The organism is Kribbella sp. CA-245084 (assembly GCF_050942355.1).
In the GTDB taxonomy this organism is placed as follows: domain Bacteria; phylum Actinomycetota; class Actinomycetes; order Propionibacteriales; family Kribbellaceae; genus Kribbella.
On record NZ_CP192053.1, the window covers coordinates 5,328,207 to 5,351,593 of the forward strand.

Below are 23,387 nucleotides of genomic sequence, written 5' to 3' on the forward strand. Positions count from 1 at the left end.
GGATTTCTGCGATGGAGAACAGTCAGCTCGCCCGGGACGGCGGTACGCCGGTCCGTACGGACCCGCTGCCGTCGGTGATGAACGCCAGCGGCCGGCGCTTCGGCGACGACGAGGTCAAAGCGGTCGAGCGGGTGCTCCGCAGCGGCATGCTGTCGGCCACCTGGGGCACCGAGGTGCCTGCGCTCGAGCTGGAGTTCGCCTCGCTCCTCGGCGCCGGGTACGCGGTCACCTGCAGCTCGGGTACGGCGGCCCTGCACTTGGCCGTCGCCGCCGTGAACCCCGCGCCGGGTGACGAGATCATCACCACGCCGATCAGCGACATGGGCACGGTGTTCCCGATCATGATGCAGAACGCCGTACCGGTGTTCGCGGACGTCGACCCGATCACCGGGAACCTGACGCCCGAGACGGTCGCGGCCGCGATCACGCCGCGGACCAAGGCGGTGATCGTCGTGCACTTGTTCGGCAAGCCCGCCCGGGTGCGCGAACTGCGGGAGCTGTGCGACCAGCACGGAATCCTGCTGATCGAGGACTGCGCGCAGGCGTACCTCGCGCCGGTCGGCGACTCGTTCGTCGGGCGGATCGGGCACATCGGCTGCTTCAGCCTGCAGCAGACCAAGCACATCAGCGCCGGCGACGGTGGCCTGACGGTCACCGACGACGCGCAGAAGGCCCGGCGGATGCGGCTGTTCGCGGACAAGGGCTGGCCGCGCGACACCGACGAGCGGACGTACCTGTTCCTCGCGCTGAACTACCGCATGACCGAGCTGGTCGCCTCGGTGACGAGAGCGCAGCTGAACCGGCTCCGTGGCGTCATCGAGGACCGTCGTACGGCGGCTCTCCGCGCGACCGCCGGGATCGAAGACCTCGCCGGCATCACGCCGCCACCCGACGGACACGACCACGTGTATTGGCAGTACCCGCTGATCATCTCCGAAGCGGCCGGTGACATGCGCGAGTGGGCCGCGGCGCTGACGACAGAGGGCATCCCGGCGAACGGCGGGTACCTGACCAGCCCGCTGTACGCCGCGCCCGCCGTCCGCGAGCGGATCACGTACGGCGACTCCGGGTTCCCGCTGCAGGACGTGTCGTACCCGGTCGGCCTGTGCCCGAACGCCGAGGAGCTGATCAACAACCGCCTCCTCGTCCTGCCCTGGAACGAGAACTACACCGAATCCGACGTCGACGACATCGTCGCCGCGATCCGCAAGGTGCACAAAGCCCTGGCCCGGGAGGCCTCATGACCGACACTCCCCTGCTGCTCGATTGCGACATCCTGGTCGGGCACGACGTCACGACGGGGCGGTGGGGCCGGCCCGAGAAGGTGCGGGAGGCGCTCGACGCGAGCGGGCTTTCCGGCGGGGTCGTGTCCGCGCTGCGGGCGGTGCACTTCGACGTACCGTCGGGGAACGACGAGGCACGGAAGGTTGCTGATGGCAACGGGTGGACGTCGTGCCCGGTGCTGGATCTGCGCGATCCGCTGGGCGCCGAGAAGGAGCTGGAGCGCCTGCTGTCGGGCGATGCTCCGCCGCGAGCGGTGCGGTTGGCGCCGACCGCCCAGAGCGTCGAGCCGAGCTTCCCTTCCTTCGGTCACGTCGTGCAGCTGCTGGTCAACGCCGGCGTGACGATCTTCACCGAGGGCGACGTACGCAAGGTCGGACCGGCGCTGCGCGGGCTCGGGGCGCGGGTGGTCTTCCTCGACACACACTTCTACTACCTCGGCGACTTCGTGATCCTGGCCCGCTCGGAGCCTGGCTTCCACACCTCGACCCGGATGCTGACCGGACCCGACTCGCTCGAGATCGTGGCCGCGGAGGTCGGCGCGGAGCGGCTCGTGCTCGGCTGCCGGACGCCGTTCCACGAGACCCGCTCGGTGGTTCGCCGGCTGCTGACATCCAAGCTCAGCCCGGACGAGATCGCGCAGGCCGGCAGCCGCAGTCTCAAGACCCTCCTGGAGCCCGCATGCTGATCGACGTACACGCCCATTGGGGTCCGTGGTTCTTCTCGATGGACACCGCGAGCATCGACGTCAACGTCGACCTGATCGACCGCTTCGGCATCGACCTCCAGCTGGTCTCGTCGATCGAGGGCATCGTGTACGACGCCCCGCTCGGCAACCGCTCCCTCGCCGAACAACTCCCGGTCGACGAGCGGCTGCGCGGCATGATCGTCGTCGACCCGCGCCGCCTCGACGAGGCCCGGACCGACCTCGACGTACTGCTCGCCGGGGACGGGAGGTCGCGGTGGGTCGGCGCGAAGATCCACAGCGAATACAGCCGTACGCCGATCAAGTCGCCCGCGATGCAGGCGGCGATCGAACTCACCACGGAGTACAGGCTGCCGACGCTTGTGCACACCTGGGGCGACACCGTGGTCGACCTCGCGGACGTCGCAGCCCGGGTGCCGGAGGCGCGGGTGCTCGCGGGTCACATGGGCGCGAACGGCTGGCCGCGGGTGCCCGAGGCGGCTGACCGATCCGACCGGATCTGGTTCGAGCCGTGCTGGTCCGCTCCGGAGGCAAACCGGATCCGCTGGATCCTCGACCAGATCGGCCCGAGCCGCCTGATGTTCGGAACCGACGCGACGTTGATCGACCCGTCGATCGCGCTAGGCGCCCTCGAGGCCGCCAACCTCACCCCCGCCGAATCCGACGCCATCCGCTGGCAGAACGCCACCACCCTCTTCGACCTCTCATAGGAAAGATCCGAGACTGAAGAAAGAGCAAAGAAGAGAACAGAGATTTAGAGTGGTGGTCGCCTTCGGTGACCGCCCGCAGGTTTGCTGTACTGCGTCGCGTGTCGGATAGACCTTGATCGACCGTGGCCGAAGAAGTGGAGTCGCGACGCGCTCGCCAGCCTTCGGTCTGCGCCGGCCGGCACCGTGAGCTGGCCTGTGGTCAGAGGTTCATCCAGGGGCCGCAGGGCACAGAGGCTGAGCGCCACCCCGCACGACGATGTCCTTTGCCCACGCTGAGGACGGATCCTGTCGCGCTGCGAACGATTAGCGGATTCGATCAACCGGCTCCGGCCCGGCAGAGGCCGCCGCCATCCACTCCTTGCCCACAGCAACGATCGGTGAAACGTCGGCCTAGATCCGCGCTGTAGCGGCGCAATCGCGTCGCAGTTCCCCTTGCAAATAGAGGGTTTCGCCGGTTGCGGCAATTTGGTGGACAGGCGTCGAGAGGGTAGAATCGAACACATGTTCGACACAGATCTGGAGATGCTGTCGACGGCCGACCTGCTCGAGTCGGCCGCCGAGCACCGCGCGATGGCCAACCAGGCCGACGCGCGGCTGCTGCAGCACGCCCAGATCTACGCCGACCGCTTCCACCCGTCGGTCTGTGGTGTCAGGCCCGGTCGCCGGACCGCCGACGGACGCGAGCGCGCGGTGGTGCTCGGCGGTGACGGCTGCCCGGAGATCGCGGAGTTCGCGATCTCCGAATTCGCTCTGATGCTCGGCATCTCCTCGACAGTGGCCGCCGGCTTCCTTGGCGAAGCGCTCGCGCTGCAGCACCGGTTCCCGCTCACCTGGGCCCGTGTCCTGTCCGGTGATGCCACACCGTGGAAAGCCCGCCAACTCGCCACGCTGTGCCTGAAACTGTCCGAACAAGCCGCCCGGGCCGTCGACAAACGCGTCGCGTCGCTGATCGACTGCATTACGCCCTACCGGCTGGACAGGATCATCCGTGCCGCCAAGGCACACGCCGACCCCGAACTGGCCCGCGACGAGGCCGCCGAAGCAGCCGACGAGCGGGGCGTGTTCGTCGGCCGCAGCGACCCCCACGGCAACAAAACCATCTACGCCAAAGCCCCCGCCGGCGCCGTCATCCGCCACGACGCCACCATCACCGCCATCGCCGAAGCCCTCAAAACCATCGGCGACACCCGCCACCTCCAACACCGCCGCGCGGACGCGATCGGCATCATCGCCGACCCCCGCTTCACCCAAGAACTCCTCACCCAAGCCCACAACCACCCCACCCCAACCACCACCCCGGCACCGGCACCGGCTCCGACGCCGACGGCCAACACCGCCGCCTCCGCAGAACCCTCGCGCCCAGCCTCAAGCCCTGGCAGGCGTTCGGCGAAGGCGAGCTCCGAAGCCGCGGCCGGCCCGCACCCCGCAGCAGCAGACCCGCAAACAGGCGTCGCCACGCGACCTGTAGACGCAGACGCGGTGACAGGTGTCCGCCCGCGGCCGGCGGCCGTAGGCGGCGACGCGTTCGGCCTGCCCGGCCGGTCGAACCACGCACCACGTACCTGCGCAGACCCCGATCTTGGCACCAACCCGGTGCGCGCCGAGAATCCGTCCTACGAACGCCCGGATGCCGGTGACGCCGACCTGGCCAGTTCCCTCCCTGATGCCTTCGCCGGTCCCATGGCTGAACCCGTCGAGTTGCGCGAGCCGCCATTGGCCGAAGGCGAGGGGCCGTACGATCCTGATCCGCCAAGCGACCCGTTCGACAACCGAGCACCGGGATACATCCCCGGTCCACGCAGCCAACCCGACCACGGCATACCCATGGACACCGCCGCCCAACGGGCCCTCGACGCGCGCCTCGCGCAGATCAAACGCGACGCCTACACCTTCCCCGCTGCCTACGCCAGCCCTGCCGGCCCCGCCGACCCCGCGCGTGGCGGTGGACGGGTGCGTCCCGGGCAGACCGAGGTCTTCGTGCACCTGACCGACCTCACCCTGGCTACCGGCACCGGAGTACTGCGTGCCGAAGGGATCGGGCCGCTGCTCGCCGATCAGCTCAGCGAGCTGGTCGGCCACGGCCCGTACACAGTGAAGCCGGTGATCGACCTCAACGATGCTGTCAGCGTCGACGCGTATGAGATCCCGACCCGGATCCGCGAACGGGTGCGACTCACCTACCCGGTCGAGTTGTTCCCCTACGGCACCCGCGAAACCCACCGCAGCATCGACCTCGACCACATCCAGCCCTACGACCCATACGGCCCCACAGGCCAGACCAGCACCCGCAACCTCGCACCGCTCAGCCGGTTCGCCCACCGGGTGAAAACCCACGCCCGCGGTTGGGACGTCCGCCGCGTCGATGTCAAGACGCTGGAATGGACCACACCCCACGGCTTCACGTTCCAGGTCGACCCCACCGGGACCCACCGCCAGACCAACCCCACACCAGGCAGCCGAACCTGAGGTGACCAGTGCGTTCGCCAACCGCGGCGTCAGGGGCCGGAGGTGAAGACGAGGATGTCGGTCTCGGGGCCGCGGAGCTCGGGCTCCTGCCAGCCGAGGTGGCGGTAGAACGCGATCGCGTCGTGGTTCTGGTTCCAGGCGAGGAGCCAGGCGCGGGAGCGCTCACGGGTGGCGGTTTCGAGCAGGCGGCGGGCGAGGCCGGTGCCGCGGGCGTGTTCGAGTACGCCGAGCTCGTCCACCTCGAACGCGCCGAGGAGGAGTTCGTCGACCTGCTCAGCGCCGATCCGGTCTCGGACGCTGCCGTACGACCGGTCGGTGCGGAACGGCGCCGGCGTCGTCCAGCCGGTCACGAACCCGGCGATCCGCCCGTCGCCCGTACGCTCGATCCACGCCTGGAAACCGTCCCGCTCGACGTCCCCTTCGAGGCGCTTGCGGAAGGAGATCCGGGTCGCCTCCGGATCCCGGTGCTCGAACGGCGGCCCGGTGAACACCTCGACGTACGCCGTCGTCAGTTCGTCCGCGATCTCCAGCAGGTCCCGCCCGTACGTCTGCACCGCTCCAACCTAGCGTCGGAGCGGTGCCTTCTGCGACCGGGTTGCAGGAACTGTCAGCTGGTCGGTGCCGGCTCGAGGTCCACCGCGGGTGCGGTGATCGTGGGGTCTGGCATGGAGGCGATCGTCTCGAGTTCGGTGCGGAACTGCGGCAGCATCCAGCGCAGCGGCTGGTCCAGGACGCGCGCGATGGTTGTCTCGTCGACCCGTAGCAGGTCGCCGATCCGGGCGAGCGCGTCCGGCTCGTCGGAGGCGGCGTACAGCAGGTGGACGACCTCGTGCCGGTGCGCGAACACAGCGAGCGCCGCGGCGGCCAGACCGGCATCGATTTCGGGCGGACTGGTGATTTCCCCGTTGACTGTCACGACAACCTCAACCCGTCAGGGCCCCAATCGGTTACGTGTCAGTCTTTACACTTGTCAAGTTTTCAACTGGGTAGCCAGGAAACCTTGCCCAGCAGGTACGTCGCGCCGATCAGCGCGGCGGTGTCGATCAGGGTGTGGGCGACCACGAGCGGCATGACCCTGCCCCAGCGGCGGTACAGCCAGGTGAAGATCACGCCCATGATCACGTTGCCGGCGAAGCCGCCGAGGCCCTGGTACAGGTGGTACGAGCCGCGGACGAGCGAGCTGGTCACGGTCGCGCGGCGTACGGACCAGCCGAGTTGGTCGAGCCGGTGGTTGAGGTAGCCGAGCACGATGACTTCCTCGAGTACTGCGTTCTGCGCGGAGACGGCGATCAGGATCGGGATCCGCCACCAGTAGTCCGGCAGCTGCGACGGGTCGACGGTCAGGTTGGCGCCGGTCGCATGTGCACCGATGTAGAACAGCAGGCCGGCGCCGCCGATGATTGCCGCGATCGCCGTACCGCGCCCGAGATCCCGCAGCCGGTCGCGCAGATCGAACCCGATCGTCCGCAGCGTCTCGCCACCCCGCGCGAGAAAGTGCCCTACGAGCGCAACCGGCACCAGCGCGGTCACGATCGCGAACACCTGCCAACTCAGATCCAACCAAGGCCGCCCCGGCGCCCGCGACCCCACGATCACCGCCGTCTGCCCACCGATCGGCTTCCCAGACGTCAAAACCCCCGCGAACGAAATAACCGCCGCCACCCCAGAAGCCCCGAGAGACAGGGCGAGCACAAGCCAGATCTCTTTGGAAAGCACCCGCCGGCTAACGCCGACGGGCGCAGGAGGAGCAGGCAGTCCACCAGCAGTCGCGGAAGCCGAGCCGACTCCAACCACCTGCGCCGACGGCGCACTCCCATCCGCCGACGCGGGGGACGAAGGCCCCGCCTGTCCGACTTCGGGCGCCGGAGGCGGGTGCGGGGTGGGGGTGGGGGTGGGGGTGGCGAGCTTGGCCGGGGTGGTGGGGTCTTCGGCTGGGCTCGTCATGGTTCAACTATCTCGCGTGGGGCCAGTCAGTAGGTCGAGGAGGTGGGTGAAGAGGTCTGCCGGGGAGGCGTCCAGGTCGAACTGCGATTGGATCTGGAGGCCGTCCGAGAGCGCGATCAGCAGGGCGGCGACAGTTTCTGGTTTGGCTGCTGGGTTGAACGTCCCGGCGGACTGGCGGGCGCGGATTGCTTCGGCCAGGGAGGCTCGGATCGCGGCGTAGCGGTCGACGAAGTAGTCGTGGGAGTTGTGGTCGGGGTCGCCGGCCTCGGCGGAGAAGGTTGAGTAGAGCTCGACCAGGCCCGGGACGGAGCCGTTGTGGCGGACGGCGGCTGCCAGGAGGTCGATCGAGTCGGCGACGTCGGCGAAGCGGGAGCGGTCTGCCTCGTCGCGGGCTCGTAGTACGGCCTCGAAGAGCTTCTCCTTGGAGCCGAAGTAGTGCAGCAACCCCGCCTCGCTGAGCCCGACCGCGGCGGCCAGTTCACGCGTCGACGTCTTCCGGTAGCCGTGGCGCGCGATCACCTCGAGCGCGGCCCGCAGGATCTCCTCCCGCTTCGCGACACCCTTCGCATACGGACCTCTGGAAGTTGCCATACCCAAAACCTAGCATCACTCGGTTTTCGCACGTACAGTCTTCGCCATGAACTTCGACGACCTGCTCGGCCGGCTCACCCTCGAGGACAAGGTCCGGATCCTCACCGGCCAGGACTTCTGGTCGACCTACGCGCTGCCCGCGATCGGCCTCCGCTCGATGGTGCTGTCCGACGGCCCGAGCGGCGTCCGCGGCCCGGTCTGGGACGAGCGCGACCCGTCGCTCAACCTCCCGTCCGCCACCGCCCTCTCGTCCTCGTGGGACGTCGAGATCGCGCATCGGTACGGCGTGGTCTCGGCCCTCGAGGCCCGCCGGAAGAACGTCGACGTCGTGCTCGGCCCGACGATCAACCTGCACCGTTCCCCGCTCGGCGGCCGGCACTTCGAGGCGTTCAGCGAGGACCCGGTGCTGACCGCGGAGCTCGCCGCGGCGTACGTCGCCGGCGTCCAGGAGCTCGGCGTCGGCGCCACCCCGAAGCACTACGTGGCGAACGACTTCGAGACCGACCGCTTCACCGCGAACGTCGTCGTCGACGAGCGCACGCTCCGCGAGGTCTACCTGCTCGCGTTCGAGAAGGCCGTGACCGAGTCGAAGGCATGGCTCGTGATGAGCGCGTACAACTCGATCAACGGCGCGACCGCCTCCGAGAACGACCTGCTCGAGACCCCGCTCAACACCGACTGGGGCTTCGACGGCGTCGTCGTCAGCGACTGGACCGCAGTACGCAGCATCGAGGCCGCCAAGCACTCCCAGGACCTGGCGATGCCCGGCCCGATCGGCGCGTGGGGCGACGCACTTGTCGAGGCCGTCCGTTCCGGCGACGTCAAGGAGGACGCGATCGACCGCAAGGTCCTGCGCATCCTCGCCCTGGCCGCCCGCGTCGGCGCCCTCGAAGGCTACGAGAAGCCGGCCGACGTACCGCAGGTCGACGGCGTCGCTTTCGCCCGTACGGCGGCCGCCGAAGGCACTGTCCTGCTCACGAACAAGAGCGAACTGCCGTGGGCCGAGCTCCAGCGCGTCGCCGTCATCGGCCACAACGCCCGCGACGCCCGCACCCAGGGCGGCGGCAGCGCGACCGTCATCCCGTCGGCCGTCGTCTCCCCGCTCGACGGAATCCGCGAGGCGCTCCCGAACGCCGAGGTCACCTACTCGATCGGCGCCGTCGTCCAGGAGGGCGTCGCCGAGTTGCCACCGGCAACCATGACCAACCCGCAGACCGGCGAGCGCGGCGCCCGCGTACGCTTCCTGACCGCCGACGGCACCGAACTGTACGCCGAGGACCGCTTCTCCAGCGCACTCGTCTACCTAGGCGGCGACGCGCCGATCGCCGAGTCCACGGTCTTCGAGTTCCGCACCACCTGGACACCGGCCGAATCTGGCGCGATCCAGCTCGGCTTCGCGTCGGTCGGCCGCGGCCGGATCTTTGCCGACGGCAACCTCCTCCGCGAGGACACCGCGATTCCGGTGGGTACCGACCTCGGCGCCGCGCTGCTCTCACCGCCGTCGATCTCCACACCGCTCGAGGTGACCGCCGGTACGCCGGTCGACATCCGCGTCGAGCTCGAGCTGCCCAAGCTGGAAGGCGGTCTGAGCAACGCGTTCGGCATCGTCGTCGGCGTCGAGCCGAGCAACGACGACCCGCAGGCCCTGATCGACGAGGCCGTCGCAGCAGCCCGCGCTGCGGACGTCGCACTGGTTGTCGTGGGCACCAATTCGAAGGTCGAGTCCGAAGGCTACGACCGTACGTCGCTCGCCCTGCCCGGCCGCCAGGACGACCTCGTCCGCGCGGTCGCGGCCGCCAACCCGCGCACGGTCGTCGTGGTCAACGCCGGCTCCCCCGTCCTCCTCCCCTGGCGGGACGACGTCGCCGCCGTGCTGGCGACGTACTTCGGTGGCCAGCAGTACGGCGACGCCCTCGCCGACGTACTCCTCGGCCGGACCGAACCGGGCGGCCGCCTCCCGACCACTTGGCCGCGCGAGGAGGCCGACGTACCGGTCATCGACGTCACCCCGAAGGACGGCGTCGTGCGGTACGACGAGGGCATCCACATCGGCTACCGCGCTTGGCTCAAGGCGGGCACCGAGCCGGCGTACGAGTTCGGCCACGGCCTGGGGTACACCGCCTGGGAGCTGTCCGACCTCCGCGCCAACGACCCGACGTCGGTCGCGCTGACCGTCCGCAACACCGGCGGCCGCGCCGGCAAGCACGTCGTCCAGGTGTACGCCGAACGCGCCGACAGCACGGTCGACCGGCCGGTGCGCTGGCTGGCCGGCTTCGCCGTCGTACGCCTCGACGCCGGTCAGGCGCGCGAGATCACGGTCGGCCTGCACGACCACACCTTCGAACACTGGCAGGACGGCTGGACCACCGAGCCGGGCACCTTCACCCTCCGAGCCGGCTCGTCCGTGTCGGATCTCGCACTCACGGCCGAACTGGAGATCCTGCGCTAGCTGCCCAGCTGGGCGAGCCCCGGCGTTCGTTCGACGGACGCCTTCAGCCCGACACCGGCCGTCCGACCACGCGACGGCCGGTGTCGGACTGCCAGTACAAGACCGACCGCCCGGACCGGCGGCGTTCCAGCAACCCGCTGTCGGTCAGCACCCGGAGATGGTCGGAGATCGTCGCCAACGACAAACCGGTCGTCGCGACCAGCAGCGTCGTACTCACGGGTGACGCAGCCTCGACCAGGATGCGCGCACGGTTGCGCCCGAGCAGCTGCACCAACGGCTCGTCCGGCGTCGCCGTCGTCGCGAAGATGCCGGTGACCGGGTAAGCCAGCGCGAAGCGATCCGGCAGCCGCCAACTCACGTTCACCCGCTGCGTGTGTGCCGCGATGAACATCAGGTCCCGTCCGCGAACATCGGTCGGCGGATAGTCCCAGCGGTTGACCTGGATCCGCCCTTCGCCGAGCCACCGTACGTCCGGCCCCAACCCGCGGAGCACTCCCGACCAGCCCTGCTCGCTGAGCCGCGACGTCCGCGACACGATGTCGGCCTGCAACACCCGCAACCGCCGCGGCCACTCCGGCTCGATGGTCGCGCGCCAGATCCACCGCAACAACTCAGCAGCCTCCGCGGCCAGCCCGGACGACGAGAGCAGGATCGACGGCAACGGCGTGCGTACGACGCTCAGATCCGCGCGGATCCGCTCATCGTCCAACGAGGTCAAGTACTCGAGCTCCGTGTCCAGGGCAAGGTCCGGCTCGAGGGGCGGGACGGTGAAGAAGTCGGCCGCCCAACTGGTCCCGAAGGCGTTGTCGACGATCGCCGCCCAGACCGGGTTCGCCGCCAGCGCAGCCTGGTAGGCGGCGGTGTGCGCGTCCTTCCACGGCCGGTACCAAGGCTCCACCGGCGCCCGCAGTAGCTTCAGCGCCGACACCGTCTCGGTGAGCTGCGACGTACCGAACCGGGCGTTCACCAGGGTGTCGGCATCGACCAGGAATTCGGACAACGTTTCGCCTCCATCCGAAACTGTAGGCGGTCGGCGGACCGCGGTCGATCCTCCATGACATGAGCACGTATACGCAGATCTTCGCCAACCGCGAGTTCCGCAACCTGTGGATCGGCAGCGCGTTGGGCAACGCGTCCTCGACGATGACCAGCCTGACGCTGGCGATCGTGGTCGACGCCACGACCGGATCCGCGCTGCTCGCGGCGACGATCATGTTCGGTCCGTCGCTCGCCCAGGTGCTCGGCGTCTCCACGCTGATGTCGGCTGCGGACACCGCCCGGCCCCGCCGGATCCTCACGCTGCTCGCGGCCGGTTCGGCCGTTGCGGTCGGCATCCAAGCCGCCCTCGACCTCTCCCCCGGCCTGCGTCTCGTGCTGTCGCTCACCCTCGCCTACGGCCTGTCGATCGGCGCAGGCGTCCGGTACGGGCTGCTCGGTGAAGTGGTGCACGACGACCAGTTCATCCTCGGCCGGTCCGCGATGAACCTGTCGGTCGGCGCCATGCAGATCGCCGGCTTTGGCATCGCGGGCATCCTGCTGCAGGCTGTCAGCCCGTCCACCGTCCTCTGGATCGCGACCGGCTTCGCCACCCTCGCCGTACCGGTCGTCCGGTTCGGGCTGCAGGATCGTCCGCCACGGCGCGTCGCGCGGACCGGTCTCGCCGAGACCTGGCGCGGCAACCGCACGCTCCTCGCCCAGAAGCGCACCCGTCCGCTCCTACTCGCGCTGACTCTTCCCAACGGCCTGATCGTCGGCTGCGAGGCCCTCTTCGTCCCGTACGCCGGATCCCGCGCGGGCTGGCTGCTCGCCGCGGGAGCCGCCGGGATGATGAGCGGCGATCTCACCGTCGGCCGCTTCCTCAACCGCAACGGCCGCCGCGTCGCGGCACGGTGGCTCCGGTTCGTGCTCGCCGTACCGTTCCTGGGCTTCGCGTTCCAGTTGCCGATCGCAGTGCTCTGCGTGCTCGTCGCCGTCGGGAGTTTCGGCTACTCGGCATCCCTTGCCCAGCAGGAAGTTCTCGTCGACCTCACTCCGGCGGAGCTGCGCGGCCAGGTGCTCGGGCTGGAGTCCGCACTGCGCGGTACGACGTTCGGCGTGGTCGCGATTCTGGCCGGTGCTCTGGCCGACCTGACCTCGGCCGCCCCGGCGATGACGGCCTTCGCAGCCGCCTCCCTGATCGTCTCGGCGATCCTCTCCCGCCCGCTGTCCCGGGTGATGCGGCCCGCCGGATCGCTAGGCTCACGGCATGGAAGTGGTCCGGCTGCGGAAAGTCTCGAAACGGTACGGGCGGCGGGAGATCCTGGCTGACGTCGACCTGCAGGTGAACGCGGGCGAACTGCTCGCACTGGTCGGCGCCAACGGCTCCGGCAAGTCCACCGTCCTCAAGTTGATGGTCGGCCTGTCCCGGCCGTCGGGCGGATCGGTGCAGCGCAACGCCACCGTCGTCAGCTACGTCCCAGATGTCTTCGCGTCGCACGATCGGCTCTCCGCGTCGGCGTACCTGAGGCACATGGGACGGATCCGCGGACTCAGCACGCGTACGGCGCACGCGCGCGCTCACGAGCTACTGGACCGGCTCGCACTCTCGGGCGGTGCGGACACGCCGATGCGGAAGCTGTCGAAGGGCAACGCGCAGAAGGTCGCGCTCGCACAGGCACTCCTCAGACAACCTGAGCTCCTCGTCCTCGATGAGCCGTGGGCCGGTCTCGACGCGACCGCGCACACCACGTTGCGCGAGCTCCTCACCGAGACCGCCGCCCAAGGCGCCGCCGTCGCCTTCACCGAGCACTCCGCCCAGGTGGTCCGTTCGACGGCGACCCGGGTCTGCGAGATCGAGCACGGCCGGCTGACAGCCTTCACCCATCAGACAAGTTTGACCGAGATCTCGATGGTTCCGGGCGCCGAGATCGATTGGTCGCGGTACCCGGACGTGGTCGAAGTACGACCGCACGAGGCAGGCGTCACGGTGATGGTGCCGACCGGTCGCCACGACGCGACGCTGCTGACGGCCCTGCAACACGGCTGGTCGGTCACGACGGTTCGCCAGGTGAGGTCCGAGTGACTGCCCTCTACCGCTACCTGCTCTCGAGCGTCCTGCTCTCCCAGCGCTACCTCCCGCCGACACTGATCTTCCTTGCCGCGATGGCTGTCGGTACGACGTCGGACAACGGCCCACTGCAGTCGTCGTACGCGTTCTGCGTGCTCGCGATGCTGGTCTGTACGACGTGGTTGACCGTGAGCATCGTCAATCACGAGGACCCGACGCAGCGGCAGATCACCGTCGTGACGATGGGGAGCTCGCTGCGAGTCCTCGCGACGACGGTCGCGGTCGTCGTGACGTGGTGCGTGCCGCTGCTGATCATCGGGTTGGTCTACCCGATCGTCACGGGGAAGCACGTCGTCACCGCGGGCACGCTCGCGGTCGGTGCGGCCGCACAACTCGGCGCGGCGCTGATCGGCGCGGCGATCGGGTTGTTGTGCTCGCGACTGGTGATCCGGCGGATCGGGATCGCGATGCTGACCGCGGCCGCAGCGATTCTCGCCGTACTGCTGCTGCGCTGGATCTCCCCGATCCGCCCGATCATGACCGTGCTGTCGAACGACAAGACGGCAAGCGCCAACGCCGTACCGCTCACGCTCCTCGCTGCGCTGTCCGTGGTGTTACTGGTCGCCGCGGTGTTCGTGACCAAGGCCCTGGCGGACCGGAAGGAATGATCAGGAGGCCGCGACGGACGACAACTCGAGCGGCGCGGCCGAGCCGCGGACGATCAGGGTCGTCGCCAGCTCGACGTGGTGCGAGGCGACCTGCTCGCCGGCCGCCAGCTGCAGCGCCGTACGGAGCGCGACCGCGCCCATCTCGCGCAGCGGCTGCCGCACCGTGGTGAGCGGCGGCGACGCGAGCCGGGCTACCTCTGTGTCGTCGAAGCCGACCAGGCTGAGGTCCTCGGGCACCCGCAGACCGCGCGCCCGCGCTGCCTCCAGGATCCCGAGCGCGACCTCGTCGCTCCCGGCGAAGATCGCGGTCGGCCGGTCCCGCAGGTCCAGCACCGAGGAGCCGCCGGCGACGCCGTCGTCGTACAGGAAGTCGCTCAGCCAGACGTACTCCGGTGGCACGGTCGCGCCGACCGCGTCCATCGCGCTGCGGAAGCCGCTCATCCGGGCCCGGTTGCACCCGGAGGTCGGCTGGCCGCCGACGTACGCGATCCGTCGGTGCCCGAGCGACAGCAGGTGCTGCGCCGCGGCCATCCCGCCGGCGAAGTTGGTCGAGCCGACGCTGGTCACGTCGGGCTCCGGCGTGTTCGCAGGATCGATGACCACCAACGGCACGCGCGCCCGGGCCAGCGCGGCCAGATCAGCATCGGACAACTCGCTGGTGAGGCCGATCGCGGCCCGGCGGCCGCTGGCGATCAGCTGCCGGATCCAGCGCGCCGCCCGGCCTGTGCTCGCGGCCGTGATCCGAGTGTTCCCGTTGGTCCCGGCGGCCGGCGGATGTTTCGGGCGGGAGTTCAGCACGATGTCGACCCCGGCCGCCTGACCGGCCTCGACGACGCCCTGGATCACCTCGACCGAGTAGGCGTTGACCACGCCCTGGTAGAACAGCTCGATCGTGTCCCGGTGGACCGGGTCCGGCCGGCGACCGACGTACCCGTGCTTCTGGAGGATCTCCTGGACCCGCGCGCGGGTGACCGGCGAGACGTCGCTGCGCCCGTTCAGCACCTTGGAGACCGTGGCGACCGAGACACCGGCAGACCCGGCCACCGTCGCCAGGGTGACGCGACCCTTCAATCGAGTCATCTCGTCACCCTCCTCCTGGATCCTTTGCGATGGTCACCGGCGTCGTCAGGACCCGGTCGTGTCCTACCACCCTCACATCCCCGGTGATCCGCACCGAAGCGCGACACGGCAGGTCAAGTGACGACGTGCCCATCATCACTTCGAACTCCCCGGGCTCGACGATCCGTCTCAAATCCGGGCCCGTGTACGCCGTGCGGTCGGCGTGCACCTGGAACGTGACGTCGACCGCCCGCCCCGGCTCTAGCGACACCCGGGCGAACCCGGTCAGCAGCTTCAACGGCCGCGCGACCCGGGCGACAACGTCCCGCAGGTACAACTGCACAACCTCGTCACCTGCGCGGTCGCCGGTGTTCCGCACCCGCACCGTCGCGGTGAACTCGCCGTCACTGGCGATCTCCGGCGTGCTGAGCCGCAGATCGCCGACCTCGAAGCTCGTGTACGACGCCCCGTAGCCGAACGGGTACAACGGGCGCACCTCGAGCCCGCTGATGCCGGCACTCTCCACACTGCCGAGCGCCGGCTGCAGGTACGTACCGGGCTGCCCGCCGATGTGCCGCGGAATCTGCACCGGCAACTTCCCGCTGGGCACGATCCGCCCACTCAGCACACCAGCGATCGCCGCCGCGCCCTGCTGCCCCGGGATGAACGCCTGCACCAGCCCTGCAGCCCGATCCGCGAACAAACCCAACGCATAGGGCCGACCCGAAATCACCACCACGACAACCGGCTTCCCGATGTCGAGCAACGCGTCGAGCAGGTCGCCTTGTACGCCGGGCAGCCGCAAGTCCTCAGCGTCACACCCTTCACCGGACGTCCCGTGTCCGAACAGACCGGACAGATCACCCACGAAGGCGACCACCGCATCGGATTCCTGAGCCGTCGCAACAGCCTCGTCGAACCCGGAGCGATCGTCCCCGATGACCTCACAACCCTTTGAATACGAGACGTCCACGCCGGCCAACTCGTTGCGCAAGGCATCAAGCGGCGTCGCGATCTCGATCCCCATCCCCCGCTCCGGGTACCGCGGGAGCACGTGGTTCGGGAACGCATAACAGCCCATCAAGGTGCGCGGGTCATGCGCCACCGGCCCGACGACGGCAACCTTGGCAAGGTTGGTCAGCGGAAGAGCCGTTCCCGCGTCCAGCAACACCACAGACTTCTCCGCCAGCTCGGCGGCAATCGCACGGTTCTCCACCGAGTCGAGCTCGACGGACGCCCGCACCGAACCCTCCGGCGTCCAGTCCTCGTCGAGCAGGCCGAGCTCGACCTTCTGCAGCAGCAACCTCCGCGCCGCCCGGTCGACGAGTTCCTCGGACACCTCGCCCGACTTCACCTTGTCCACCAGCCCGGCGAACCCGATCGTGTCCGGCAACTCGACATCGGTCCCAGCCGTCAAGGCCAGCGCACCGGCGTCCGCATTGTCTGCCGCGACCCGATGCATCGACGCCAGGAACGGCACTGCCCAGTAGTCCGAGACGACGGTCCCCTCGAAGCCCCACTCACCACGCAGTACATCGGTGAACAGCCACGGGTCCGCACTCGCGGGCAGTCCGTCGAGGTCGGAGTACGAGCTCATCACCGACCCGGCGCCGGCCGTCGCGATCGCGGTCTCGAACGTCGGCAGGATGATGTCGAGCAGCTCCCGCTTGCCCATCGACACCGGACCGTGGTTCCGGCCGGCGCGCGAGGCGGAGTACCCGGCGAAATGTTTCAGCGTCGCGAGCACGCCCGCGCTCTGCAGACCACGCACGTACGCCGAGCCCAGGATCCCTACCAGGTAAGGGTCTTCGCCCATCGTCTCCTCGACGCGACCCCAGCGATAATCGCGGACGACGTCGAGCACCGGCGACAATCCCTGATGTACGCCGACAGCTGCCATGTCCCGGCCGATCGCGGCTGCCATCCGCTCGACCAGCGACGGGTCGAACGTCGCACCCCAGGCGATCGACGCCGGGTAGACGGTCGCGCCGTACGTCGTGAAGCCGGTGAGGCACTCCTCGTGGACCAGTGCGGGGATGCCGAGTCGTGAGTTCTTCAGCACCACCTCGTGCTGCCGGATCACCTCGGCGATGCCCTGCTCGACCGACAGCGGGTAGCTGCCCCAGACCCGGGTGAGGTGACCGAGGCCGTCGCGGCTCGCGTCCTCCAGCGACTGCGAACCGCCGGCCGAGAAGACGTCCTCCATCGGCGCGACATTGATCGTCTCGTCCTCGGGCAGCTCGCTGTCGGCCATGTCGTTGCCGGCCCAGCGACTGCCCAGCTGGGCGACCTTCTCCTCCAGCGTCATCGCCTGCAACAGCAGTCCGACCCGCTCGGCGGCTGGGAGCGCCGGGTCGCGCCAGGGCCGGTCAGTCGAGATGGACAAGAAAATCTCCCTTGATGATCGTTCTTTTCGGTGAGCAATTATCGAAAAGTTTTCGAAGCTCCCCTGTCGCACCTGGCGATCCGCCCCTGATCTGTGAATCGCCTGCTCAGCAGGCGATTGCGTGACCTCACTGTGACCCCAAAGTCGACTTTGTTCAAGTCTTGACAGCACTATCTCCGAAATCTATGTTTCGAAAACAAGTCACATCGGCAGGTGCCTTCCGCAACCTGTGGGGGCAGCACGGAGTACGGAGATCACAGTGGATCCCATGACGACATCCCGGCGTACCTTCCTAGGTTTCGTCGGTGGCGGCGCTTTGGCGGCCGGCCTTGCCGCTTGCGGCAGCTCCGGCCCGAGTAGCACGCCCGGTTCCACCACCGGAGCAGCTGCGGCCGGCACCGGCACGACCTACTGGTTCCTCACCGGTCAGCCGCAGCAGGCGATCCGGGAGGCGCAGGTCAAGCGGTTCAACGACGCGAACTCGGGCAGCAAGATGAAGACCACCGAGTTCCAGAACGACGCCTTCAAGGCGAAGATCAAGACCGCGATCGGTGCCGGGCAGGGCCCGACGCTGATCTGGGGCTGGGGCGGCGGCGGCCTGAAGTCGTACGTCGACGCCAACCAGGTGGAGGACCTGACCGGCTGGTTCGGCGACAACGCCGACCTGAAGAACTCGATCTTCCCGTCCGCGTTCGGCGCGGCCTCCGTCGGCGGCAAGATCTACGCGATGCCGGTCGAGACCGTCACGCCGATCGTGCTGTTCTACGACAAGCGCTCCTTCGAGAAAATCGGCGCCGAGCCGCCGAAGTCGTGGCAGGACATCATGGCGCTGGTGCCGAAGTTCAACGACGCGAAGATCGCGCCGTTCTCGCTCGGCGGGCAGTCGCGCTGGACCAACATGATGTGGCTGGAGTTCCTGTTCGACCGGATCGGCGGCAGCGAGGTCTTCCAGAACATCTACGAAGGCAAGAAGGACGGCTGGTCCGACCCGTCCGCGCTCAAGGCGCTCGAGGAGATGCAGAACCTGATCAAGGCGAACGGCTTCATCAAGGGCTTCTCCTCGATCACCGCCGACTCCAACGCCGACCAGGCCCTGCTCTACACCGGCAAGGCAGCGATGATGCTGCACGGTGCCTGGACGTACGGCAACATGAAGTCGTCCGGCAAGGACTTCGTCACCGGCGGACACCTCGGCTACATGAACTTCCCGCCGTACGAGGGCGGCAAGGGCGACCCGAGCGACACCGTCGGCAACCCCGGTCAGTACCTCTCGATCTCGTCCAAGGCCAGCCAGGCCGACAAGGACAACGCGAAGAAGTTCCTGCAGAACAACACCCTCGACGACACCTCGGTCGACGCGTGGGTGAAGTCGGGCAACATCGCGGTCGCCAAGAGCTCCAAGGACAAGCTCTCGTCGATCACGGACAAGAACGACTCCGAGTGGCTGAACTTCGTCTACGACACGGCGGCGAACGCGAAAAACTTCGCCCAGTCCTGGGACCAGGCCCTCAGCCCGACGCAGGCCGAGACCCTCCTCGACAACATCGCCAAGCTCTTCCAGCTGTCCATCTCTCCGCAGCAGTTCGCCGACAACATGAACGCGGTGATCGGCCAGTGACTGTAGCCGCTCCGCCCGTCGCCCCGGCGACCGGCCGCAATGTCTCGTCCGGCGCCGGGGGGTCCCGGGTCGGGCGGAGCGGTCCGGTCACCTGGATGGTGCTGCCCGCGCTGTTGCTGTTCGTCGTGTTCGGGGTCGTCCCACTGATCGGCGTTGTCGCGCTGAGCTTCACCCAGTGGGACGGCCTCGGCCCGATCCACGCGAACGGGTTCGCGAACTGGCGCTCGGTGCTGTCCGATCCGCAGACGTGGCACAGCGTCCTCGTGACCTTCGAGATCATGATCCTGTCCTGGGCGGTGCAGACCCCGATGAGCCTGCTGCTCGGGACGTTCCTGGCCGGCCGCCAGCGGTACCGCGCGTTCCTGGCCGTGCTGTACTTCATCCCGTTGCTGCTCAGCTCGGCAGCGATCGCGATCACCTACAAGGCCCTGCTCGATCCGAACTTCGGCCTCGGCGCGGGTCTGCACATCGACTTCCTCACCCAGGACTGGCTCGGCAAGAGCAACCTCGCGATCGGCGTGGTGGTCTTCATCGTGTCCTGGCAGTTCATCCCGTTCCACTCGCTGATCTACCAAGGCGGCGTACGGCAGATCCCGACCACGATGTACGAGGCGGCCTCGATCGACGGCGCCGGCCGGATCCGGCAGTTCTTCAGCATCACGGTGCCGCAACTGAAGTACACGATCATCACGTCGTCGACCCTGATGGTGGTCGGTTCGCTGACCTTCTTCGACCTGATCTTCGTGCTGACCGCGGGCGGTCCCGGCGATGCGACCCGGGTCCTCGCCCTGGACATGTACAAGCGCGGCTTCATGTCCAACCAGATGGGTCCCGCCAGTGTGATCGCGTCGATCATCGTGCTGCTCGGCCTGGCGCTCGCGCTCCTGCTCCGGCGGCTCGGCGGCAGTGCAACGGCCAGCCAGCAGGAAGGTGCCTGAGATGGCGATCGCAACCACCTCGAGTACGACGACCCGCCGTGCACGCGGCGGACCGGTGCGCGCGCACAAGCTGCTCCAGCTGAACTGGTTCGGCGGACTGGCCGGCTGGATCTGGCTGGCGATCGTGGTGATCCCGCTGTACTGGATCGTCGTCACCAGCTTCAAGGACCAGAGCGACTACTTCAGCCAGAACCCGTTCGCCCTGCCGTCCGCGCCGACGTCGGAGAACTACAAACTGGTCATCGAGTCCGACTTCCCGCGGTACTTCATCAACAGCGTGATCGTCACCCTGGGCACGATCATCCCGGCGGTCGGGATCTCGTTCATGGCGGCGTACGCCATCATCCGCGGCGCCGGCAGCAAGTTCCTTGCCGGGGTCAACGGCCTGTTCCTGATGGGGCTGGCGATCCCGCTGCAGGCGACGATCATCCCGGTCTACCTGCTGATCATCAAGATGCACCTGTACGACAGCCTGCTCGCGCTGATCCTGCCATCCGTCGCGTTCTCGATCCCGCTGTCGGTGCTGGTGCTGTCGAACTTCATCCGCGACGTACCGAAGGAACTGTTCGAGTCGATGCGGGTGGACGGCGCGACCGAGTGGGGCATGCTCCGCACGCTCGCGTTCCCGCTGACCCGGCCGGCGCTCGTGACCGTGAGCATCTACAACGGTCTCGCCGTCTGGAACGGATTCCTCCTACCGCTGATCCTGACGCAGAGCCCCGACAAGCGCACGCTTCCGTTGGCGCTGTGGACGTTCCAGGGCCAGTACAGCGTGAACGTCCCGGCGGTCCTCGCCTCGGTCGTCCTCACCACCCTGCCGATCGTCATCCTGTACGCCGTCAGCCGCCGGCAACTGCTCTCCGGCCTGACCGCGGGCTTCAGCCGCTAGATCCACTGCCGGTGCGCCGCGGCCTTCGAGGCCGCGGCGCCGAAGACCTGACGCGTGCCGTCCGCGAGGACGACCAGGCCGGTCCGACCTGGTCGTGACTGCAGCCAGGTGAGCGCGTCAGGTCCGAGCGCGAACGCTGCTGTCGCGTCGATATCGGCCTGCGTGAGCGACCGGTGTACGACGGTCACCGACGCGAGCGCTGTCGGCGTGGTGCCGGTGCGGGCATCGGTGATGTGCTCACCGCGACGGTGCAGGCCAGAGGTGGCGATCGCGCCGTTGCGGATCGGCACGACGGCAACCAGCTTGTCCGGGTCGTGCGGGTCCTCGATCCCGATCCGCCAGGCCGGCGCGTTCGGTCCGGCGACACGACAGATCATGTCTCCCCCGGCGGCAAGGCAGTAGTCCGTGCCCGGCAATCCGTTGAGCGCGTACGCAGCCCGTTCGACGGCCCAGCCCTTCACGACACCACTCGGATCCAGACCGCCAGAGCGACGTACGTCGAACGCGCCGCCGGACTCGAGTCGCGCCTGCTCGCCGAGGGCGAGGACCTCGGCGACCTCGGGCGGGCAGTCCGTCACGGTCACCTCGCCGCGGTTCACACGGGAGACGTACGAGTCCTCGCGGTAGGTACTGAAGATCCGGTCGGCTGAGCGGAGAGATTCGAGGGCGCTCGCCCATGCCTGGGTTGCCGCCTCGTCATCGGCGTGGCGGCCGCGCAGCGCGAGGCTGATCGGCATGCCCATCACGTGTTCGACGTACCGGGTTGTCATTTCACGTGATCCAAAGCGCTTTGCAGGGAACGGATGTAGCCGTCGCTGGTCACGGTCGCCCCGCTGACCATGTCGATCTGGGCACTCTGGGCCTGGACGGTTTCGTTGATCAGGATCGGCAGCGCGTACTCGTTGATCTCGGCATCGCGGTGATTCCCGTTCGGGTACTGCGGAACGCTGACGGCCGTGATCTTGCCGCTCTGCACGGTCAGCTGGACCTGCACCGGTCCCCACTGCGTCTGCGCCACGTCACCCGTCGCCGTTGACGACCCCGCCACGGACGGCTGCGCCGACGCCGACGCCGACGGCGAGGTGGTGGGTGGCGGCGTGAAGGTGCCCGCGGGGACGGGTGTCGTCGCCTGCGGGCCGGAGGTCGACGTGTGGTAGCCGAACATGAGGATGACGGCCGACGCCGTACCGAGGAACCAGAGCACGATGCGTTTCACGGAGTCACCACTTGAAGGTTTCGAGGTGGAGCCGTTCGGCCGGGAGGCCGGCGGCGTCGAGGGTTTGCGTGACCAGCTGGGTCCACGCGTCGGGTCCGCACAGGTAGACGTCGCGGTCGGCGATGTCCGGAATCCAGTAGCGAAGGGCTTGCAGGTCGTCGAGCTCGCCGGGCACCGGGCCGAACCACGAGTCGGGGCTGCGCCGATGCCCGGGCAAGGTCAGCAGGGACAGGCCGCGCTGGTGATGAAGCGCCTGCAGTTCGTTCCGGAACAGCTGGTGCTCGGTGTAGCGCTGGATGAGCACGGCGTCTCCTGGCGCGTAGTCGAGTCCCTCGGCCAGGGCACGCAACGGAGTGATGCCGACCCCTGCCCCGATCAGCGCGATCCGCCGCTCGGTGCGGGCTCGCGCGCTCAACCGGCCGAACGGTCCCTCGACCAGAACCCGCGTACCTGGCCGTACGCCGCGAAGCGCCGCGCTGCCGTCACCTGCTTCCTGGACGGTGATCCGCAGGTGCCGGCCGTCCGGAGCGGCAGACAGCGAGTACGGGTTGGCGCGCGTCCAGCCCGGCCGGCCGAGGAATCGCCAGGAGAAGAACTGCCCCGCCTCGGTCCGGAGCTGATCCAGGTGCCGCCCGGCGACGTACACGGAGACGACTCGATCGCCCTCGGGTACGACGGCCGTGACCCGTAGCCGGTGTCGCGCGTTGCGCCAGATCGCCGCAGCGATCCGGAAGACCAGGATCGCTGCGGCGGCCACTGCCCAGGCGGTCCACCAGAACACGGTCCGGCTGGTCGACGACAGGAACTCCTGGCCGGTCCACAGCTGGTGCGGGAGCGCGAGTCCGACGCCGAGGTAGGCGTACAGGTGCAGCAGATGCCACGACTCGTACCGGAGCCGTCGCCGCGCCGCCTTGACGCTCGTCAGCACGCTCAGGCACAGGCCCGCCGTACCGGCGACGGCGAGCAGCATCCCTGGGTAGTCGACCGTGAGGTCCCACAGCATCGCGGGCGTCTTCCCCAGCTCCCCCGCCGCGTAGCCCCAGGTGATCAGGACCAGGTGCACGAGCATCAGGTTGAACGACGTGAACCCGGTCAGGCGGTGGATCCGCGCCAGCCGATCCTGCCCGTACGCCGCCTCGAGCACCGGGACGCGGGCCATCAAGATGACCTGGGCCAGGAGCAACGCGGCGGCGAGCAGGCCGGTGAGCCGACCGAGTGACGTGAGGCCGGTCGCCCAGCCGGCCAACTCCTGGACACCGCCGCCGGCCACCCACCAATAGGTGACCAGCAGCAGGCTCAACCACAGCGTCACGAACGCGACGGTCCGCACCGTGCTGTCGACGTTGGCCCGCCGGCCAGGCAGCACGGCGGCGGGCGACTCGGTCATGGCGACTCCTCGAGGGTGGCGGATCCACCTCAG

21 protein-coding genes are annotated in these 23,387 nt (G+C 68.6%); 11 read left to right on the forward strand and 10 right to left on the reverse strand.

The window, feature by feature from the left end:
• The first annotated feature begins 11 nt into the window (after window positions 1-11).
• From ACQPYH_RS25435 to ACQPYH_RS25450, 4 genes are all read left to right on the forward strand, one after another.
• On the forward strand, window positions 12-1,244 hold the full coding sequence (locus tag ACQPYH_RS25435; protein ID WP_432876087.1) for a DegT/DnrJ/EryC1/StrS family aminotransferase: 1,233 nt from the start codon (window positions 12-14) through the stop codon (window positions 1,242-1,244).
• On the forward strand, window positions 1,241-1,969 hold the full coding sequence (locus tag ACQPYH_RS25440; RefSeq protein ID WP_432876089.1) for a hypothetical protein: 729 nt from the start codon (window positions 1,241-1,243) through the stop codon (window positions 1,967-1,969). The genes ACQPYH_RS25435 and ACQPYH_RS25440 overlap by 4 nt, the downstream gene beginning before the upstream one ends.
• The gene (locus ACQPYH_RS25445; RefSeq protein ID WP_432876091.1) at window positions 1,963-2,697 is read left to right on the forward strand and encodes an amidohydrolase family protein; all 735 of its coding nucleotides are present in this window, start codon (window positions 1,963-1,965) and stop codon (window positions 2,695-2,697) included. Before ACQPYH_RS25440 ends, ACQPYH_RS25445 begins: the two co-directional genes overlap by 7 nt.
• A gap of 501 nt (window positions 2,698-3,198) precedes the next feature.
• On the forward strand, window positions 3,199-5,163 hold the full coding sequence (locus ACQPYH_RS25450; RefSeq protein ID WP_432876093.1) for a hypothetical protein: 1,965 nt from the start codon (window positions 3,199-3,201) through the stop codon (window positions 5,161-5,163).
• Window positions 5,164-5,192: 29 nt separating this feature from the next.
• Here ACQPYH_RS25450 and ACQPYH_RS25455 read toward each other — a convergent pair whose 3' ends face one another.
• From ACQPYH_RS25455 to ACQPYH_RS25470, 4 genes are all read right to left on the reverse strand, one after another.
• On the reverse strand, window positions 5,193-5,717 hold the full coding sequence (locus ACQPYH_RS25455) for a GNAT family N-acetyltransferase (RefSeq protein ID WP_432876095.1): 525 nt from the start codon (window positions 5,715-5,717) through the stop codon (window positions 5,193-5,195).
• A gap of 53 nt (window positions 5,718-5,770) precedes the next feature.
• Window positions 5,771-6,079, reverse strand: a complete 309-nt coding sequence (locus ACQPYH_RS25460) for a hypothetical protein (protein ID WP_432876097.1) — start codon at window positions 6,077-6,079, stop codon at window positions 5,771-5,773.
• Between the two features lie 62 nt (window positions 6,080-6,141).
• The gene (locus tag ACQPYH_RS25465; protein WP_432876099.1) at window positions 6,142-6,759 is read right to left on the reverse strand and encodes a CPBP family intramembrane glutamic endopeptidase; all 618 of its coding nucleotides are present in this window, start codon (window positions 6,757-6,759) and stop codon (window positions 6,142-6,144) included.
• A 351-nt stretch (window positions 6,760-7,110) separates the two neighbouring features.
• Window positions 7,111-7,698 carry a TetR/AcrR family transcriptional regulator gene (locus ACQPYH_RS25470; RefSeq protein ID WP_432876100.1) on the reverse strand — a complete coding sequence of 196 codons (588 nt, stop codon included), beginning with the start codon at window positions 7,696-7,698 and terminating at the stop codon, window positions 7,111-7,113.
• A 46-nt stretch (window positions 7,699-7,744) separates the two neighbouring features.
• On the opposite strand from ACQPYH_RS25470, the gene ACQPYH_RS25475 reads away from it, so the two are divergent.
• On the forward strand, window positions 7,745-10,147 hold the full coding sequence (locus ACQPYH_RS25475; protein WP_432876102.1) for a beta-glucosidase family protein: 2,403 nt from the start codon (window positions 7,745-7,747) through the stop codon (window positions 10,145-10,147).
• Between the two features lie 43 nt (window positions 10,148-10,190).
• Here ACQPYH_RS25475 and ACQPYH_RS25480 read toward each other — a convergent pair whose 3' ends face one another.
• Entirely contained in the window at window positions 10,191-11,147 is a 957-nt protein-coding gene (locus tag ACQPYH_RS25480; protein WP_432876104.1) for an ArsR/SmtB family transcription factor, read from the reverse strand.
• A 59-nt stretch (window positions 11,148-11,206) separates the two neighbouring features.
• Here ACQPYH_RS25480 and ACQPYH_RS25485 point away from each other — a divergent pair, with 59 nt between their 5' ends.
• The 3 genes from ACQPYH_RS25485 to ACQPYH_RS25495 are packed head-to-tail and all read left to right on the forward strand — an operon-like array spanning window position 11,207 to window position 13,861.
• The gene (locus ACQPYH_RS25485) at window positions 11,207-12,454 is read left to right on the forward strand and encodes an MFS transporter (protein WP_432876106.1); all 1,248 of its coding nucleotides are present in this window, start codon (window positions 11,207-11,209) and stop codon (window positions 12,452-12,454) included.
• Entirely contained in the window at window positions 12,393-13,208 is an 816-nt protein-coding gene (locus tag ACQPYH_RS25490) for an ABC transporter ATP-binding protein (RefSeq protein ID WP_432876108.1), read from the forward strand. Before ACQPYH_RS25485 ends, ACQPYH_RS25490 begins: the two co-directional genes overlap by 62 nt.
• Window positions 13,205-13,861, forward strand: a complete 657-nt coding sequence (locus ACQPYH_RS25495; RefSeq protein WP_432876110.1) for a hypothetical protein — start codon at window positions 13,205-13,207, stop codon at window positions 13,859-13,861. Before ACQPYH_RS25490 ends, ACQPYH_RS25495 begins: the two co-directional genes overlap by 4 nt.
• Here the strand turns inward: ACQPYH_RS25495 and ACQPYH_RS25500 are convergent, their stop codons facing one another.
• Window positions 13,862-14,941, reverse strand: a complete 1,080-nt coding sequence (locus ACQPYH_RS25500; RefSeq protein WP_432876112.1) for a LacI family DNA-binding transcriptional regulator — start codon at window positions 14,939-14,941, stop codon at window positions 13,862-13,864.
• 4 nt (window positions 14,942-14,945) lie between these two features.
• Window positions 14,946-17,306, reverse strand: a complete 2,361-nt coding sequence (locus ACQPYH_RS25505; protein WP_432876114.1) for a glycoside hydrolase family 3 N-terminal domain-containing protein — start codon at window positions 17,304-17,306, stop codon at window positions 14,946-14,948.
• Between the two features lie 268 nt (window positions 17,307-17,574).
• On the opposite strand from ACQPYH_RS25505, the gene ACQPYH_RS25510 reads away from it, so the two are divergent.
• From ACQPYH_RS25510 to ACQPYH_RS25520, 3 genes are read left to right on the forward strand one after another with little or no spacing between them, the layout of a single operon-like run.
• On the forward strand, window positions 17,575-18,924 hold the full coding sequence (locus ACQPYH_RS25510; protein ID WP_432876116.1) for an extracellular solute-binding protein: 1,350 nt from the start codon (window positions 17,575-17,577) through the stop codon (window positions 18,922-18,924).
• Window positions 18,921-19,862, forward strand: coding sequence for a carbohydrate ABC transporter permease (locus ACQPYH_RS25515; protein ID WP_432876118.1), 942 nt, complete (start codon window positions 18,921-18,923; stop codon window positions 19,860-19,862). The genes ACQPYH_RS25510 and ACQPYH_RS25515 overlap by 4 nt, the downstream gene beginning before the upstream one ends.
• Before the next feature lies 1 nt (window position 19,863).
• Complete coding sequence (locus ACQPYH_RS25520; RefSeq protein WP_432876120.1) at window positions 19,864-20,751, forward strand: carbohydrate ABC transporter permease; 888 nt, start codon at window positions 19,864-19,866, stop codon at window positions 20,749-20,751.
• Here the strand turns inward: ACQPYH_RS25520 and ACQPYH_RS25525 are convergent.
• From ACQPYH_RS25525 to ACQPYH_RS25535, 3 genes are read right to left on the reverse strand one after another with little or no spacing between them, the layout of a single operon-like run.
• Window positions 20,748-21,521, reverse strand: coding sequence for an FAD:protein FMN transferase (locus ACQPYH_RS25525; RefSeq protein ID WP_432876122.1), 774 nt, complete (start codon window positions 21,519-21,521; stop codon window positions 20,748-20,750). The two genes, ACQPYH_RS25520 and ACQPYH_RS25525, sit on opposite strands and share 4 nt — an antisense overlap.
• Window positions 21,518-21,967, reverse strand: a complete 450-nt coding sequence (locus tag ACQPYH_RS25530; protein ID WP_432876124.1) for an FMN-binding protein — start codon at window positions 21,965-21,967, stop codon at window positions 21,518-21,520. The genes ACQPYH_RS25525 and ACQPYH_RS25530 overlap by 4 nt, the downstream gene beginning before the upstream one ends.
• Before the next feature lie 4 nt (window positions 21,968-21,971).
• On the reverse strand, window positions 21,972-23,354 hold the full coding sequence (locus ACQPYH_RS25535) for a ferredoxin reductase family protein (protein WP_432876125.1): 1,383 nt from the start codon (window positions 23,352-23,354) through the stop codon (window positions 21,972-21,974).
• Window positions 23,355-23,387: the final 33 nt, after the last annotated feature.

Bases quoted from the DNA above. Each gene is read 5' to 3' on its own strand.
- ACQPYH_RS25435 (WP_432876087.1), top strand. From the start codon at position 12: ATGGAGAACAGTCAGCTCGCCCGGGACGGCGGTACGCCGGTCCGTACG.
- ACQPYH_RS25440 (WP_432876089.1), top strand. From the start codon at position 1,241: ATGACCGACACTCCCCTGCTGCTCGATTGCGACATCCTGGTCGGGCAC.
- ACQPYH_RS25445 (WP_432876091.1), top strand. From the start codon at position 1,963: ATGCTGATCGACGTACACGCCCATTGGGGTCCGTGGTTCTTCTCGATG.
- ACQPYH_RS25450 (WP_432876093.1), top strand. From the start codon at position 3,199: ATGTTCGACACAGATCTGGAGATGCTGTCGACGGCCGACCTGCTCGAG.
- ACQPYH_RS25470 (WP_432876100.1), bottom strand. From the start codon at position 7,698: ATGGCAACTTCCAGAGGTCCGTATGCGAAGGGTGTCGCGAAGCGGGAG.
- ACQPYH_RS25475 (WP_432876102.1), top strand. From the start codon at position 7,745: ATGAACTTCGACGACCTGCTCGGCCGGCTCACCCTCGAGGACAAGGTC.
- ACQPYH_RS25485 (WP_432876106.1), top strand. From the start codon at position 11,207: ATGAGCACGTATACGCAGATCTTCGCCAACCGCGAGTTCCGCAACCTG.
- ACQPYH_RS25490 (WP_432876108.1), top strand. From the start codon at position 12,393: ATGGAAGTGGTCCGGCTGCGGAAAGTCTCGAAACGGTACGGGCGGCGG.
- ACQPYH_RS25500 (WP_432876112.1), bottom strand. From the start codon at position 14,941: ATGACTCGATTGAAGGGTCGCGTCACCCTGGCGACGGTGGCCGGGTCT.
- ACQPYH_RS25510 (WP_432876116.1), top strand. From the start codon at position 17,575: ATGACGACATCCCGGCGTACCTTCCTAGGTTTCGTCGGTGGCGGCGCT.
- ACQPYH_RS25520 (WP_432876120.1), top strand. From the start codon at position 19,864: ATGGCGATCGCAACCACCTCGAGTACGACGACCCGCCGTGCACGCGGC.
- ACQPYH_RS25525 (WP_432876122.1), bottom strand. From the start codon at position 21,521: ATGACAACCCGGTACGTCGAACACGTGATGGGCATGCCGATCAGCCTC.
- ACQPYH_RS25535 (WP_432876125.1), bottom strand. From the start codon at position 23,354: ATGACCGAGTCGCCCGCCGCCGTGCTGCCTGGCCGGCGGGCCAACGTC.